The sequence below is a fragment of the Duncaniella dubosii genome (genome assembly GCF_004803915.1).
Classification (GTDB): Bacteria; Bacteroidota; Bacteroidia; order Bacteroidales; family Muribaculaceae; genus Duncaniella; species Duncaniella dubosii.
The window spans coordinates 1,929,465-1,946,798 of the sequence record NZ_CP039396.1; the positions used below are offsets into that span (position 1 = coordinate 1,929,465).

At 50.4% G+C, this 17,334-nt stretch carries 9 protein-coding genes and 1 pseudogene; 5 read left to right on the forward strand and 5 right to left on the reverse strand.

Annotated features, from left to right (window positions below):
* Positions 1–253 precede the first annotated feature (253 nt).
* From E7747_RS08450 to E7747_RS08470, 5 genes are all read left to right on the forward strand, one after another.
* Positions 254–1,840 (forward strand): Mfa1 family fimbria major subunit, encoded by a 1,587-nt coding sequence (locus E7747_RS08450; protein WP_136415374.1) that lies wholly within the window; start codon positions 254–256, stop codon positions 1,838–1,840.
* Between the two features lie 385 nt (positions 1,841–2,225).
* Positions 2,226–3,281, forward strand: a complete 1,056-nt coding sequence (locus E7747_RS08455; protein WP_136415376.1) for a FimB/Mfa2 family fimbrial subunit — start codon at positions 2,226–2,228, stop codon at positions 3,279–3,281.
* A gap of 62 nt (positions 3,282–3,343) precedes the next feature.
* Complete coding sequence (locus tag E7747_RS08460; protein ID WP_136415378.1) at positions 3,344–4,615, forward strand: hypothetical protein; 1,272 nt, start codon at positions 3,344–3,346, stop codon at positions 4,613–4,615.
* 27 nt (positions 4,616–4,642) lie between these two features.
* Positions 4,643–7,984 (forward strand): DUF4906 domain-containing protein, encoded by a 3,342-nt coding sequence (locus tag E7747_RS08465; RefSeq protein ID WP_136415379.1) that lies wholly within the window; start codon positions 4,643–4,645, stop codon positions 7,982–7,984.
* Entirely contained in the window at positions 7,984–8,916 is a 933-nt protein-coding gene (locus tag E7747_RS08470) for a DUF5106 domain-containing protein (RefSeq protein ID WP_136415381.1), read from the forward strand. Before E7747_RS08465 ends, E7747_RS08470 begins: the two co-directional genes overlap by 1 nt.
* Positions 8,917–9,123: 207 nt before the next feature.
* On the opposite strand, the pseudogene E7747_RS08475 reads toward E7747_RS08470, so the two are convergent.
* The 5 genes and pseudogenes from E7747_RS08475 to E7747_RS08495 form a co-directional block, all read right to left on the reverse strand.
* Positions 9,124–9,821: pseudogene (locus E7747_RS08475) on the reverse strand (LrgB family protein).
* 66 nt (positions 9,822–9,887) lie between these two features.
* Positions 9,888–10,280: a CidA/LrgA family protein gene (locus E7747_RS08480; protein ID WP_123615107.1), complete on the reverse strand. Its 393-nt coding sequence runs from the start codon at positions 10,278–10,280 to the stop codon at positions 9,888–9,890.
* A gap of 272 nt (positions 10,281–10,552) precedes the next feature.
* Positions 10,553–12,037 (reverse strand): AMP-binding protein, encoded by a 1,485-nt coding sequence (locus tag E7747_RS08485; protein WP_136415383.1) that lies wholly within the window; start codon positions 12,035–12,037, stop codon positions 10,553–10,555.
* Positions 12,038–12,306: 269 nt separating this feature from the next.
* Positions 12,307–14,049, reverse strand: coding sequence for a RagB/SusD family nutrient uptake outer membrane protein (locus tag E7747_RS08490; protein WP_136415385.1), 1,743 nt, complete (start codon positions 14,047–14,049; stop codon positions 12,307–12,309).
* A 74-nt stretch (positions 14,050–14,123) separates the two neighbouring features.
* Positions 14,124–17,303 carry a SusC/RagA family TonB-linked outer membrane protein gene (locus E7747_RS08495; protein ID WP_168185288.1) on the reverse strand — a complete coding sequence of 1,060 codons (3,180 nt, stop codon included), beginning with the start codon at positions 17,301–17,303 and terminating at the stop codon, positions 14,124–14,126.
* Between the last annotated feature and the right edge of the window lie 31 nt (positions 17,304–17,334).

Consider the following 17,334-nt stretch of genomic DNA (forward strand, 5'->3'; position numbering starts at 1 on the left):
TGAACGTAATTCCCCAAAATTTGCCCCCTCATCGTCATTTATCCTGACTTTGACACACGCGCAAACCTACCCCGCTACAAACCCCTTGCACTGATCCCCTAACAGATCACCTAATTGTTTATTCCTCAGATTTTTTATCCCAATTTTAGCTTGGCCGTCGGTAGCCTAACCCGACGGTCGAGGCTAATCCCTCAACCCCAGATTTAAATCAACTAATTTAGAAATTAACTAAAATAAACCAATTTTTACTAACATGAAGATTAACAAATTTCTTCTTGGTGCATTCGCCCTCTCAGTAGGGTTTGCATCTTGTTCAAATGAAGAGCCCATCAAGGGTGACAACGGCGGTGCTACTGAAGCATCAAAGTATATGTCCGTGGCTATAAGCAATCTTGCTAATGGTAGTCGAGCTGAAGATGATGATCCTGCTAAGAGTGAATTTGAAACAGCTGAGACCATCGAAGGTTCAATCTCGAAAGAAAATCTCTATTTCCTTTTTTATGATGGAAATGGTAAAGCATTCGGTCTTGCATACGCAAATGTCAATGCAGACAAAGATGATGTCATAACCAATATGGTAAAACCGGCTGAGCTTTCATCAAGTGAAGGTTATGGTGATGAAGAAGGTCTTAAAGGTGTGCTTGTTCTTGGAAAGCCAACAGCCCCATATGTAGGGCAACTTCCAGCAAAAGTGTTATGTGTGGCTAATCCTCGCACCGATGTGATGAAAAGTCTTGAAAATAAGAACTTGAATGTCGTAATTAATACACTGACAACAGCTCCGACTTCTTGGACAAAAGCAGGTGATTTTTTGATGACCAATGCTGTTTATGTTAAAAATGGTACTGTAATAACTGCTATTGATTTGGATGCGAGTGCATTTTCTGATACTCCGGAAGGAGCAAAAAATAATCCTGTAGTAATCAGCTTAGAGCGTCTAACTGCTAAAATCCGTGTTGCTTATGAAGAAAATTTCGATGTTCAGCGTCGTCCCGGTAAAAATGAGCCATCTCAGACAATTGAAAATCCCGGTAAATTTAATCTTGATGGCGCAGACGCACGATTTACAGCGTCGATTGAAGGCTGGCAACTTGTAAATATTCCGTCACAAGCCAATGCTTTCAAGAAACTCGAGCCTGACAATTATGCTGGTTGGAATTGGAAATGGAATGATGTAAACCGTGGTCGTTCTTATTGGGCTGAGTCCACTACTGGTACTTTCACTAATAAAGATTATGATATTTACAGTGAAAATCAATTCAAGAATCAATCTTTTGTATCAGGTACAGCGAACGTTCAGTATTGCTATGAAAATACGACTGTCCCCGAAGCAAAAGTTTCAGATCGTAATCCCAATGTAACCGCAATAGTTGTAAAAGCTACTATAAAGCATAATGGACAGCCTATTAATATGTACAAGTGGAGTGGAGCTTATTATACAGAAGATCGTATAAAAGAAAAAGTTGCTCAACAGTATAATGCTGATGATCATCCTATTCAAGCAACTAAAGACAACGTAAGTTTTGAGCCTAACAAGAAAGGTGATAACACTCATCGTGCTATAGTAACAATTAATGATGTAGAAACGGCAGTTCCTCAGTTTAGTGAAGTTCAGCATTGGGTAGACGGTGTGACATCTTACTATATGAATATTGAACATCTCGGTGGTTTGACAGGCGTGGTTCGTAATCATATCTATGATTATGTAATTGATGGTATTGTCGGACTGGGTACTCCGGGTAACGAAACTGAGAATCCAGCGGTTATCGAATCTTATCTTGCTGCGCATGTTCGTATTCTTAACTGGCGTACTGTTTCCAACACTGTCACTCTCGAATAATCCTCTAAACTTGTCTTGATGTGTAATCAAGACCCATTGCAATAGCGAAAGAAGCCGGCCCATTGAGCCGGGTCGGCTTCTTTTTTTCTTCTGACCCCGATAATCCTACCGAAAATCATTTCCGACCCCGTCCCCCAAGTCCAATCGGAAACCACCGAACCGGACTTCTTCTTAATACAGGTTAAACCGTCTCTCACTCTCTTCGAAACAACTCAAAGATGCAGCGCCTGAATGACAGCCGCATCCTCCCCAACCGACGAAAACTCAACGCCATGCCGATAGCCGTGGCGACAATATAACCGTCTTGTCCCGACCGAGACTCCCAAAAATCTGAATCAAAACCACAGTAAACAAATAAATAACCACATTATTATATCAGCCGGTCATGAAGCTACATACTATTATAAAAAATACGGCCATTGCAGCCGCCTCAATGGCAACACTTTTGACTGCCACAGGCTGTCACTCAATCTTTGAGGACAGCGACTGTGTCGACAGCTACAACATCGTAAGACTCACTTACGACCACAATATGAAATTTGCCGATGCCTTTGGCAACGAAGTCGACCGCGTCACCCTGCTTGCAGTCGATGCCAAGACCGGCAAGCTTGCCCGCCGATTCGACGTCGCCCGCAGTCAGCTCTCCGCCAATCACGAACTCGCCGTGCAGGTCGAGCCGGGAAGCTACGACTTCCTCGTCTGGGGCGGTGATTACTCCGGCCATTTCGACATAGCCGAAGGCGAGACCGGCAAATCGGCGCTCGAAGACTTCCACTGCAAGCTCCGACGCAATCAGGCCGGTGAATCCGACGCACAGCTCTCGCGACTGTTCCATACCCTGCAGCGCGTCGAGCTTCCTTATGCCTCCCCGTCGAAGCCCAACCACGTCACACTCAACTTGAAGAAAAACACCAACACCGTCCGCGTCGTGCTTCAGCATCTTTCGGGCGAGCCAGTGTTTGCCGACAATTTCGACTTCACCATCACCGACAACAACGGATGGCTCAACCACGACAACACCCTCCGCGACCGCGAGCAGCTTGTCTATCGTCCGTGGTTCACCAAGAGCGGACAGATTGATGTCAACGTCAATCCTCAGGATCCAAAGGGTGCGCCCGCAGCTCCGTTTGCAGTTCCGTCGCGTGCGGTGCTCGGCGCATCGCTCGCCGAGTTCACCACCTCGCGCCTCCTGACCGAAAACAAACCCATGCTCACCATCATCAACAAGGCCGAAAACAAGGTCGTGTTGAGCATCCCGGTCATTGACTACGCCCTGCTTGTCAAAGGCTACGAAAACGCTTCGCTCTCCGATCAGGAATATCTCGACCGTCAGGATGAATACAACATGACATTCTTCCTCGACGAAGGCGGACGCTGGATCAGCGCTGTCATCATCATCAACGACTGGCGCATTGTCCGTCATGAGACTCCAATCGAATAAAACCATCCAATCTCTCTGCCATACACACAAATGATAGCAAATGGCTACGTTAAGAAATAATTATGATACGTATACATCTCCCACATAACTACCTTGGACTGGTCGCGGGCTGCTTGTGTCTCGGTTCACTGGCCGTGTCGTGTGTCAGCGACGACCTCGGATGTATCGAGGACCGGCCCGGCTACGTCGAAGGCAATGATATCTGGCTCACTTTCACCCTCAAGGGTGTGCCCGGCGTAGGGCGTTTGGCCTCCGGCATCTCGCGGGCCGACGACTCCGCAAATCATCCTGAAGAAGAGGCCACGGCTGCCGAAAACAAGATAAATACCGATGACATGCGCCTGATTTTATTCGACGACAGGCGGAATGTCATCAAGGTGCTTGAGCGGAAAGACCTGATAAGTTTTATAACGACTGACGGAGAGAATAATTCTCGCTATGAAATCAAGGCACGCATCAACAAGGCATATTTCGACTTTGCAACCACCTCGACCGGCGACATCGAAATATCCCTGATGCTCTTGGCCAACCTTTCATCCGGGGTGACATCATCGTCCAACGACCTGACCGACGCCCTTTTCATGAAAAGCGCTCAATGGATTGCGCAACAGAAATATGCTTTTCAGCCGGTTTGGTCAGCAGACAAGGAATGGCATCCTGATGGCTCGACAACATGTATCCCTATGTCGGGTTGGGCACACTACACCATAAAGAGTACCGATCTTGACGAGGCCACGACAATTGAGAATGCCCACCGTCTGACGACCGACGACTCGCCGTTGCTTATGCAGCGCGCAATGGCCAAGATTCGGGTATTCGACAATATAAATAAAGAAAATCCTGATGCTGCCACGGAGATTACTGCTGTGCGTATCGAAGGCGGTAATGCCTACGGTGCGTTTATCCCTGATTTTTCTCAGTCAGGTTGCACGGAGTGGGCAAACGGAACGACTATGGTCGAAACTCCCACCATTGGCACTAATTGGTATGACTCTACCTTGACTATCAAAGCCCGTGAAGTAGGCAGTGATGAAGGAGGTGACTACACCGATGCTTATGACAATACTTTCACAGAAGCTTTTATCGCATATATGACAGAAGCCTCGCGCAATCAGAATGTGAAGCTCATAATAACCACTTATTCTGATAATGATAATCCCAAAACAAAAGAATGGGAATTGTTCCTATCCAATATAATGATTCCTGTCACCGATATCACCCGCAACCATATCTATGAGTTCACCGTCACCCGCTCGATGAGCGCCGAACTCAATATCAACTACACCGTCTGCCCGTGGGTTTCAAACACAATTAATGTTCCTCCCTTTGATTAATCAGAGAAAAGACACAAACAACGACCAATGAAGACATTTATTGACATATTTAAAACTATAATGCTCGCAGCTGTCCTTGCTGTCTCTGTGGGGAGCTGTAGTGACGATATAGATTATCGCGGAAGTGTTGTCCCTGATGGAGAAGATGCAAAGCTCACACTGAAAGTCAGCGTCACCGAGGCGACCCACCTTTCGCGTGCCACATCTGACTCTTATGTAAAGAGTCTTTGGATCGGCATCTACAATGCGAAGAGTGGGGCATGTACGTTCAATCAGACCTTTGAGGAGAATAAAGAGGCCGGCAATCACATCCCTCAGTCTCTCTCGCTCGATTGCAAGTCGGGTGAGAGCTACGTTGTGGCCGTGGCCAACTACGATGAATTTTATGGTAAGAATCTGAAAACTAATGTAGAAAAGCCTTTGTCCGAGATGCTTGGCGAAGCCTTGACATGGGACGATTATTGTGCCATAGCCATCGAACAGAACATGTCGTCCGGCGATAATGACCTCTCGGTCGCAGAGCCGAGCGGTGAGTTTATAATGTCAGGTGCGTATGACAAGACAGACCATTCCGCAAGTCTGCCTTCAAATATCGAGGCAGTGGCCATTCAGGCCGGTACATCGACACTTACGGGTGCGATACACCTGCGCCGTCTCTGGACTGAGAACACCCTGAATATCCGTGCCGACGGTGATATTATAGATATGGAGCTTCAGAACATCGAAGTGTTCAATGTGCCTAAATACAGCTGGATTCAGGACCGTCAGCTTGCCGATGCCGGTATTATAGCCGAAGATATCGCTGTTGTCAATGCCGGTGACATGATTGACTCGCGTCCGCTTGACAATGCGGCCTATCTGTCGTCAATGCGTTTCACTCCGCCGTCTGAAATTCAGGTCAGCAACGGTGTCTATACATTCAGGTTCTGGCAGTTTGAAAACAAGCGTACCGGCACTGCAACGTCCTATGAGGATCGTGAGCGTGAAGTTAAGGATAATGGCAAAAATACAGGCATATTTACGAGCCTGTGTGCCACTCCGCAGGGTGATGCCAACAATAATGCGACTTATGTGAAAATCAACGCCACGATTACATACAGGAATCCCGGTTCGATGGTGAATCCTGACGACGTACAGACCGGCAATAATGCCGGTCAGCTTCCGGTTTCGGCTACATCGCGTACGGCCGAAGTCACCTATATCGTTCATCTTGGTTATATCGGGAACGACCCTACAGATTTCAACTGCTATCGCAATTCGAAATACACTTATAATATAACTGCCGAATCTGTCAATAAGATTCTTGTGGAGGCGTTCAACGGCGATGAAAAGCAGCCGGGCGCTGAAGGCACTGTGACCGACGTGACCGACAAGATTGAAAATCTTGACGCGCATACGGGCGTGTTCAATATTTTCCTTACCACCGAGCAGGTAAGTTCGTTCACATTCTCTATGCGTACTTATGCAAAAGGAGAGCCTAAGAGTTTCTATTATAACAGCGCTACTGACAGTAGCATTCCGGCTGCCACTGATGCTGATTTCAAATATTATAACTGGATTGAGTTTGTCCCGACCGGTCTGGATCTCGGACGTTCAGACAGGGATAAGACTGCCGATAACGAGAGGGTATTTGCTGCTTATCCGAATATCGTAAACGGTCGTACAGGTGTATATTATCCTCATGAATTGCCGACCTCCGGTCTCCAAGGCCAATGGTTTACTGTCTACGTAAACGAATATACCTATGAAAAGCGTTACGGCGAGACCGGCTACGGAAATGAGACCGGTGTCGACTGGAAGGAATATGTAAACCAGCCAAATCGTCAGGCATGGTTCAATGTCGCACAGGAGATCTCTCCCGATGGACACAGCGTATATTTCAAGTCGAAATATGCGTTGACGCAGAAATCAATTCAGACTTATTATAATACAGCTGATGACGGTTGTGAAACAGCGCTTGGTATTGAGCATATAAATGAAAGTTTCGGTATGAACATCCGATGGAAGGGAAATGTCGGCCCAAGTGGTGATAATGGTCGGTATAATGGATGGTATGTCTTAGGAAATGATTATAATTGGGAGAAATACGTACAGTCTGACACGCAACAGCAAATAAATGCGATAACTAATATCAAGCAAACAGCCAACGCAAGTTTTTCGGCTGAGGCAAGGACTTATGCTGTCCCGATGCACATACTTATGACTGATTTTAGTGGTTCAGGTACTGGCCATTATAATTCAGCCGCTTCAGCGGATTATGATCCTCAGACAGGTGATAATGCTCAGTATATAAATGCCGCTATTGCATGTCTTAATCGTAATCGTGATGAAAATGGTAATGGTCAGATTGACGAAGAAGAACTTAAATGGTATCTTCCCGGAGCCGGTAAATACCTTCGTATAATTTTGGGACGCAATAGTTTGCAGACACCGCTGATGGACTATCAGCAGGTTAATCTTGCTGATAAATGTGGTGATGACGCGAATACACTATACCATTTTATATCTTCTGAAGCTAAGATAATATGGGCTGATGAAGGCCTTTCGAGTAGTGAATTCATATCTAATGGAAATTGGTCACATGCTCCGTGGCAGCTTAGATGTATAAGAAATTTAGGTACGGATCTTAGGGAAATATCAGATACAGGTGACGGTGTCACTCCTGCGTATGATGATACGGATTACGATAAATCAACTTTAGGTGGTATTGTCAAGGTATCGCATTATTATGGAACAGCCCTTAGAGAACCCACCTCTACTCCTCTTCCTATGCACAAGACAAGTGCTCCTGAAAATAAATTGGGACGTTATGGCTTTGAGATTGCTCCACGAGGTAATATGAGATTTAATGAAACTCGGGAGGCGCCAGCCCAATTCTTTAAGTTAGGGGCTTATAATCGTTTTACGTTAGTGAATGCTTATGCAAACTCTGGAGCGTCATACGAGGAATATTCAGATTCAATTGCGATAGCCTCTCCTTGCAGTCAGCTCCTGCAGACTACAGGTCGAAGCGGTTGGCGCATCCCTAATCAGAAGGAAATTGCGATTATGATGCGTATGGGTATTTTGGGTGAAAGTGCTCATTGGGCCTCTGTAAATAACAATGGAAGATTGTCATGGGGAAATACTAATACAGACTATGGTTTCTTGACTTGTACACAGGAACATTGGACTAATTATGGCACTACTGTTGGAATCTCGACTGCACCTCTTAGTTGGAATTATCGTATTGTAACTGTTGATGCTATACATAAAATTGGTCAAGCGGTTAACTATGAGAAAAATACAATTCCTGCAGTTAGGTGTGTCCGTGACCTTACAGCTGCTGAGGCAAATAAAACTTATGAGCAAATAGTGAATAATCGCTGATGATTTCAAAGCATACGACATTATGTTCAATTCTTATCTCCCTGTGTCTGCTTGGTTGCAGACAGGGGGATAAAGTTTCGGATAATAATCGCTCCGGTAACGGGGAACAGAAAAGTGTAAACACTGCTGAGCTCCCCATGCCCGATGTCCCTGACTCGTTGCAGTCGGTCGAGGAGCGGGCGGCCTATGTTGTCGCCCACTACTGGGACGCAATGGACTTCACCGACCGCGCCCTCAGCCTCGACACAGCCTTCATCGAGCAGAACTTTGCCAACTTCGCCGCCATCCTCCCCATGTCGCCCCCCGATGAAGCCGACCGCGCCGTCGCCACCCTCGTCAGCCGTGCGGGAGCCGACCCCGAAGCCTTCAGCCTCATCGCCTCGACCGCCGAAAAATATCTCGACGACCCCAACTCGCCCATGCGCGACGAGGAAACCTATATCCACTTCCTGCGCCACATCTCCGAAGCCCCCTTCCTCAGCGACGTAGAGCGCATCCGTCCGCGCCACCGCCTTGCCGACGCACTCAAAAACCGCCCCGGCTCACAGGCAGCCGACTTCGGATTTGTCGACCGCAGCGGCTCGTCGACCACCCTCATGCGCGAGCTCGCCCCCAACCCTCTCAACCTCCTCATCTTCTATGACCCCGACTGCTCACAGTGCAAGGAAATCATGGGCCGCCTCTCGGCTCTCGCCCTCCCGCCGGAAATCGGAATCATAGCCGTCGATGTCGAGGACGACCACGACGCATGGCAGCGCACCAAAGACTCTCTCCCAGCCCGGTGGCAGGTAGGCTTCGCCACAACACCCGTCCTCGACGACGGCCTCTATGTCCTCGCCGCCTCCCCGACGCTCTATCTCCTCGACTCCACGGGCAAAGTCATCCTCAAAGACCCCCCGGTCGACCAGGCCATCGCCGCCCTCACCCGCTAATCACGCATTTCAGTTTTCAGCATAAATCTACCCCCGGTAAAATAAACATGTGTAACACTTCTGGCCTTTATACTTAATCTGATTTAATGTCTTTTCTCTAAGAGCTGACATACTTACTAACCAATATCCCCATATGTTTTAATAGAGGCGGCCCGCTGCGTTGATGCAGCGGGCCGCCTTACGTTATATCGTAAGTGGATGGAACAGTCACACCGTATATCCCAGCAGATCAAGGATAAAAGGCGACAGCAGCGCCGTCAGCAGCCCGTTGAGCGTCAGCCCCAGCGACGAAAACGCCCCGTAGCGCTCACCGCGCTCCATAGCCGAAGCCGTCCCTACCGCATGAGAAGCCGTCCCGATCGACAGCCCCGACGCAATCGGACTCTTGATGTGGCTCATCTTCACCATGCGGAAACCGGCCATGCCCCGAAGATACCCGTACAGACCACCACCGCAGCCGTCAGCGACGGAATCCCGCCCATCGCAGCCGAAATCTCCATCGCGATAGGGGTCGTCACCGCCTTGGGCGCAAGCGAGATGATCACCTCCTTCGTAGCCCCGAGCAGTTCGGCTATCAGAACCACCGATACAATCCCCACCACGCAGCCCGCAAGCTCCGCGAGCAGCAGCGGGAGCATCTGTTTACGTATATTCTCAAGCTGCCGGTAGAGCGGCACACCCAGAGCCACCACCGCAGGTTTCAGCCAGAATTCGATATATTCTCCGCCCGCGGCATAAGTCTCGTAGTCCACTCCGCAGCTCAGCAGAATCACTATAAGCACGATGATTGAAATCAGAATCGGGTTGAGCAGAGCCACACCAGTGCGCCGTTGAAGGAGCTTCGCTCCGAGGAAAACCACAAAAGTCAGCGCAATCAGAAAAAATTTGTTCTCAAGAAAATCCATAGTCAGTTGAAATTGATACCAATGGAAACAAAACGATAATTACTTTACGATATTTATTCTTGAAACTCAGACCGCTTTCTCGTCGTCGCCCCCGGCATTGTGGGGGTGATGATGGTGAGGAGCGACCGTCCGTCTTACAATCTGATGAACCCATCCGGTCGAGGCGATGATCAGGAACGTACTGATGACCGAAGCCCCGACAATCGGCAGCCACTGCTCCGAAATCAGCCCGAGACACCTCATAAGTCCCACGCCGGCAGGTACAAAGAAGAAACCAAGGTTCTTGACGAGGAAATCGGCAACCTTGTCGACCCACATGAGCCTCACGACGCGCAGTTTCAGCCCTGTGGCAAGCAAAAGCATACCGATGATGCTCGACGGGACAGGAATCCCCGTCGCATAGACAATAAATTCGCCCATCGCAAGAAAAGCGAAGAGCACGGCACATTGAAGAATCATAATATCTGAAAAACAATCTTTTTTACAGAGGGCAAAATTACATAAAATCCTCAAACCGAGGCATGATTATCGGAATAAATTATATCGCCGGGTATAAATCGTTGAGCAGTAGCCCCCAAACAGAGCGTGAAGCCCATCGCTACCGATGGACTCCACGCCATGAGTCAGGCACTTGGCCCGAAAAATCAATAGACTGAAATGAATCCGCATGTGATTGGAGATTATCCGCATGTGATTATAGAGCAATGGAAGGGCTTTGCATGTCTTACGTGTCAGATAGCCGTCTTCCCGTCTTTGAGCACGACAGGGAGCGCAAGCGGGTTGACCACACCCGCCGCATCGGTCGGCAGAGACTTCAGCAGCACGAAAAACTCCGGAATCATATAGGCCGGGAGATACTGTGCCATCGTATTCTTGACCCACGACAGCCTGAACGACTTCGTTTTTGGGACTACATAGGCCACGAGATAGGCCGAGCCCTGCTCGTCGGGATAGTGGACCACCGTGCAGCCTTCGACCTCGTCGCTCTTGCGCAGAGCGCGTTCGACCTCGCCGGTTACCACCTTCTTGCCCAGAATGTTGACCTCGCTGTCCTTGCGGTGGAGATAGACATAGTTGCCGTCGGAAAGCTGACGGCCGATGTCGCCCGTGCGGAACACACGGCGTCCGTCGCCTATGGTCACAAAGGGCTTCAGGTCGGCGCGATGGTCGCCGGTGTAGTAATCGGCAAGCCCGTCGCCGTAGAGGCATATCTCGCCCTCCTGACCCTGAGGAACTTCACGAAGCTCATCGTCGAGAATCATGATTTCAGTCCCGTTCATCGGCTTTCCGATAGGGAAAGTCCCGTCGGGCAGCACCAGTCCCGTGTTGCAGCAATATGATGTCACGCTGACAGTCGCTTCAGGAGGGCCGTAGGTGGTATAGACAGGCACTTGTTCGAGCAGATGGCTGATAGCCGCCGCGTGGAGCACGTCGCCGCTGCTGATCAGCAGTCTGACAGTCACCGGCAGCGCGGCCACAGCGTTAAGCTCCTGCATCAGATAGGGGAAGCCGCTGATGACCGTCAAATACTGGTCGTCGATGAACTTCACCAGTTTTTCAGGGTCGTTGCGTGTCTGCGGTGACGGAATCGCAACCACAGCCCCGTTGAGCAGAGCGCCGAACACCTCTTGGATAAAGATGTTCATGACACAGGCCGAGAACTGGAGCATGATGTCGTCGCCGGAGATATTGTAGGTCTGTCTGAACGCCTCCGCGAAGTGTGTCACCTGCGAATTGCCCACCGCCACGCCGAGCGGATAGCCGTCGGGGGTGGTCGAGTAGATGATATATGCGGGTCGGTCCGCACGCGAGCGGTCAGGCAGAGGGTGGAGGGCCGGGTCGACATATATGTCGCTCCCGATGATGAGCCGGTTGAAATCGTTGAGGATGCAGGCATGCTGTTCCTGAGTGATGACAAAGTCAACACCGTTTTCAACGAGGAATGTCACGAGGCGTCCCGGCGGAAAGTCAGGCTCGACTGCCACAAATGCAGCCCCGGACTTGATGACAGCCATAAGGGCGGCCACCATCTCCACGCTGTGGTCCATCACAATCCCGACACGTGCGGGAATGAATGAGGGAAAGCGTGAAATAAGGGTGTCGACCAGTCTGTCAAGACCGGCATAGGTGACACATGTGCGCTCGTCAATGACGGCAGGGTGATCCGGATCATTGTTGACGAGTTCCTTGAAGCGTGAGTAAATCGTCGGTTCCATAAAACATCCTTCTTTAGTTAATTTTGTAATCGAATTGTAACATCTTCGGTTTGTATTAGAATAACGGCAGACCCCTTGTCGATGTTCTACGCGAAATTGTTAAAAACGCTGATTATAAATGTATTTAAAGAAAAATTATCTACTGTTGCCGGCAGTGTTCACCGGTGTTTATATAGAAAATCGGAGCTTTTATACCGAAAAAAACAGGGATGACCATCGTCGGCCATCCCTGCTCGGAGTTAGTGTGATTGCATAGTATCGTCGGAGTGTCACCATCCGGTATTTTGTGTAAGATTCTTGTTTCTGTCAAGCTCGACGAGCGGTATGGGCCAAAGCTCGTGACGCTCCTGATAGCTCCGGGTATACATCAGGTTGCCGTATATGTCGGTAGCGTTTTTGACCGACTCCTTCAGCTTGCCCCACCGGCGCAGATCCCAGTAGCGCTGTCCCTCTCCCGCGAGTTCGAAGGCACGTTCGCGCATGATGCGTTCGGCCATCTCCTCTTTCGAGCCGACAGCGAGCCATGTCGCCCCTGAGTTCAGCCCGGGCATTCCGACACGTGCGCGGATTTTGTTGACCTCGGTCACCGCTTTGTCGGTCTCGCCTTTTTCGTTGTAGGCTTCCGCAAGCATCAGGATGACATCGCCCAGACGGATTAGGGGAAATTCGTAAGGAGTGCGGTTATATTCGCCCCAGTAGCCGTCGAGATTGCCTGTCGGAATCCATTTGCGCCAGAAATATGAGTTCCAGCCCTCGGAATTTCTGATGAAGGCCATTGCTTCCATCGGAGCGCCGCCCTTTGTCGGGTCGGCCAGCACGAACTGCTTGTCCATCGGACTGGATGCGGCGTCAGTGCCGAGATAGTGTGAGTAGGGGGTGATGATGTTGAGACACAGACGCGGGTCGCGCAGGCGGTATGCGTCCATGACCTTTGTGGTGTCGCAGTCGAGTGTGCTTGTCACCACAGTGCTGCTCTGGTCGATTGCAACGCTCAGGCATTTGCGGCGGAAGGTCTCGTCGCCGGCATTGAAACCAAGGAAAACGTCGTCCCAGTCAAAAGGCGAACCGTCGGTGTTTTCATACATGTCGGCGAGAGTGGTGGAGGGGACTATTGCGTTTCCGGCAATCAGACGCATTGTCGACTTGTTGCCGAAATATGAAACGATGTCAAGAGCATAACCGGAAGTGTTGCCGTCGATTGACTGGATGGAGAAAATCATCTCATTGCTGTGTGCCCCGTTGTAGAGACGGAAAAGATTGTCGTAGCTGTCGTGGAGCGCATATCCGTAGTCGTTTGTGCGGTTATAGACTATCTCTTCGAAGTCGCTTGCCGCTTCATCCCATTGGCGGTTGTAGAGATAGACTTTTCCGCGCAGCGCATATGCTGCACCCTTGGTCGCGCGTCCGAGATCTGCGTCATCCCATCTGACGGGCAGTTTTTCGATTGCATCGTTAAGGTCGTCGAGTATATGTCCGCGGATTTCATCGGCGCTGCTTCTCGGAGAGTCGAGGTTGGCGAATTCATTGTTGATATCGCAGCTTTCGTCGTAGTACGGCACTCCGCCCCAGCAGTTGAGCATACGGAAATAGGCCATTGCACGGAGGAACTTTGCTTCGCCGGTCACGCGGTCGATTGTTTCCTGACTGATTGGCATTGTGGCGACGTTGCGGATGACGGTGTTGGCTCTGTGGACAAGTTCATAGAGATATTGCCAGTGGTTCTGCACGCCACTGCTGTTGGACGCGAATGAAGACCCGCGTGAAATATCGGCCCAGGGCGAGGTCCCGTCGGCGATGTCGCTACACATGTCGAAGGTGAATTCCATGCCGAAACACCAAGGCGCTTTCATGGCGGCATACATTCCGACCGCTGCCTGACGGGCATGTTCTTCGGTTTTCCAGAATGTCTGTCCCGACATCTGGTCGGCGGGAGTGAAGTCGAGGCTTTCGCATGCGCTGAGAGAGACGGCGAGAGCGACGATCGAGCCTGCGAGTGATATGTTGAATTTCATAATCTGAATGCTGTGTGTGAGTGGTTGGGGTAATATTGTGGGATGCCGTTTGTGGGTTTTGAGGGAAGAGAGTGTCAGAATGTCACGTTGAGACCGACTGAATACTGACGCACTGCCGGGTAGCCGACCGTTGCTCCGACTTCCGGATCAAGGCCGGGAAAATCGGTGATGGTGAACAGATTGTCGATACTCGTGTAGACTTTCAGGTTCTGCACGGAGAATTTCTTAGTGATTTCCGCCGGGATGGTGTAGCCGAGCTGTATGTTCTTGCATCGGAAATAGGCCGCGTTGTGTACGAACGCGTTGCTCGCGATGTTGTTCTTTCCGTTGGCGTTGTTGCGGAGAATCGGATAGATTGAGTTATATGGGTTTTCGGGAGTCCATGCGTTGTCGGTGATGTCCTTGTTGAGCGACTGTCCCATGACAGTCACGAATCGGAACGCCTGATTGTTGTAGTAGACCTTATAGTCTCCTACGCCTTGGAAAAGCATGCTGAAGTCGAAATTTTTCCAGCTGAGGCCGATGTTGCCGCCGTAGGTGAATGTCGGGAGCGGTCCGTCGCCCATCTCGATGCGGTCGTTGCTGTCAAGACTGCCGTCGCCGTTGGTGTCGGCATAAAGGAAGTCGCCGAGTTCGGGTCGCTGATAGGTGGCGAAATAGTTCGGGTTATTGTCGACGAGCGACTGCACATAGGCCATATCAGCCTCGTCGCGAACGATACGGTCGACTTTCAAGACGTAGAGCTGGCGTATAGGCTTCCCTTCCTGCGTTTTGTAAACTCCGTCGATCGATGGAATATCGCCTTGGAACTTCAGGACTTTGTTTTTGACAAAACCCATGTTGAATCCTACGGTGTAGGCTACATTTCCGATGCGGTCGTTCCAGTGTATGTCTAATTCAAATCCACGGTTGCGCACTTCGCCTGCGTTCTGGTTGGGGACTACGCTCGTGCCGTGTTCAAGCGGAGCGGGGAGAGAGATGAGGATTCCTTTGGTGTCTTTGTTGTAGATGTCGATAGAACCGTTGAGACGGCTGTTGAACAGTGCGAAGTCAAGGCCGAAATTTGTCATGTAGGTTTTTTCCCATGTTAGAGCCGGATTCGACAGGACGGTCTGGGCGAAACCGCCTGCGATGTTGCCGTTGAGAATGTAGCCGGCGGTTGCGAAAAGCGACTGGTACATGTAGTAGCTTGTGGTGGCGTTATTGCCGAGCGAACCGTATGAGGCGCGTATCTTAAGCTGGTCGAGCCACTGGCGGGAAGGGCTCATGAACTGTTCTTCGGAGAGTCGCCATGCGGCGGAGACGGAGGGGAAGTAGCCCCAGCGGTGGCCCGGAGCGAATTTTGACGAGCCGTCGGCGCGTAGATTGGCTTCAAGGAGATATCTGTCGTCCCACGAGAGGTTGACACGGCCGAAATATGATCTCATTGACCATTCGGTGTAGTTGCCGCCGATGGGGCCGTTGGTTGTGGCCGCGTCGATTGAGGTGAGAGAGTCGTCGATCAGGTCGTAGCGCAGGAAGCTTTCGTATTCGTTTTTGTCATATTCCTGACTCATGCCGGCGAGTACAGTTCCGCTCAGATGCGAGAATTTGAAATTGTAGGTGGCTGTCAGATCTGACGAACGGAAATTGTTGGCGTAGTTGTAGCGGCGGATGTATGTGCGGACCTTTCCTTCTCGGATGAGGACAGGGCCGTCGAATGTGAACCTGTAGAGATTACGGTCAGTGAGATGTTGCTCCACGCGGCGTGTCCAGTAGTTGTATGTGAACGAGCCTTCGATTGTCAGTCCCTTTATCGGGCGCAGGGTTGCATGCAGCTTGGCCACCGTGCGACGGGTTTTGGTCGGGAAATCTGTCTTGTAGAACCACTGACGGCGATATGGGTTGAAATTGCTGACATTTTCCTCCTCCGGATTCTGGATGCCTCCGTAGAGACCTGTCTCGGGGTCATAGAGAGTCATGCCCGGAACGGTGTTGAACGCGCCTGAACCGAAAATCACGTCTCCGCCTGCAGCTGCGTTTTCAGACGAGGGGTTGTTAGAGTCGATATATCCGAAAACGTTAGCTCCGACGCTAAGCCACGGCTTGATGTTGATGTCGATATTGCTATTTAGCTGATAGCGCTTATAGTCGGTGTAATAAATCATACCGGGATTGTCGACATAGCCGACAGACACGTTGTAGCGGACTCTGCGGCCACCGCCTGTGACAGAAAGGTTATGGTTCTGCACCACCGATGGGTTACGGTAGATGTGGTCCTGCCAGTCAGTGTTGGGATAAATGGTCGGGTTGCGTCCGGCATCGTTGCGCCATTCGTCGATTTTGCCCTGCGAGAACCGTGGAGCCTGTCCGTTGGCGATGAGACCTGCATTCTGGATTTCCATGAAGTCGGCATAGTCGGTGACGAGATTGAGGCGCTTTGCCACTTTCTCGAAAGACACGTTACCGCTGTATGTGAGGCGGGGTGCGGCTTCGACACCGCGGCGTGTGGTGATAAGGATTACTCCGTTTGCCGCACGCGAGCCGTAAATGGCCGACGAGGCGGCGTCCTTGAGAATCGAGATGTTTTCAATATCCTGCGGATTTATGTCGCTGATGGCTATGCCGGTCATGCCGTCGACAACCACGAGAGGAGCGGCATCGTTGAGCGTTCCGATTCCGCGCACCCGGATAGTCTGTGCCTCATAGCCGGGTGTGTTGCCTCCGCTGTTTGTTACGGTCAGACCTGATGCGAGGCCGGCAAGGGCGTTGGTTGCATTGGTCAGCGGTCGGTCGGCAAGGGATGTCTTGCTGATTGATGCGACCGAGCCAGTAAGATTCACCTTACGCTGTGTTCCGTAGCCGATGACAACCACTTCGTCGAGCTGCGATTGGACCGGAGGCATTGAGACGGCATATTCCGTTGTGCCGTTAAGCACCGGTATCTCGACTGTCTCATATCCGATATATGAAATTCTGATAGTCGGTTTTTCGCCATCGATGTCTACAAGGAGTTTGAAGCGTCCGTCGATGTCGGTGACGGTTGCGTTGAGCGAATCCTGTACGATTGATACGGATGCACCGATTATCGGCATGCCGTTTTCATCGACAACCTTTCCGGATATGCGTCGTGATGTTTTGTCGGAGACCGGCTCAGTGATATGGATATCAGAATCGCTATCCATGTCAATATCGACCGGCATTGCTGTGGATTGTGCGGAGATGAATATGGAGCTTAAAAGCAGCAGAGATAAGAATAACAGTGATGATTTCATATGGATGAATTTCGAATGTCGTAGACAAATG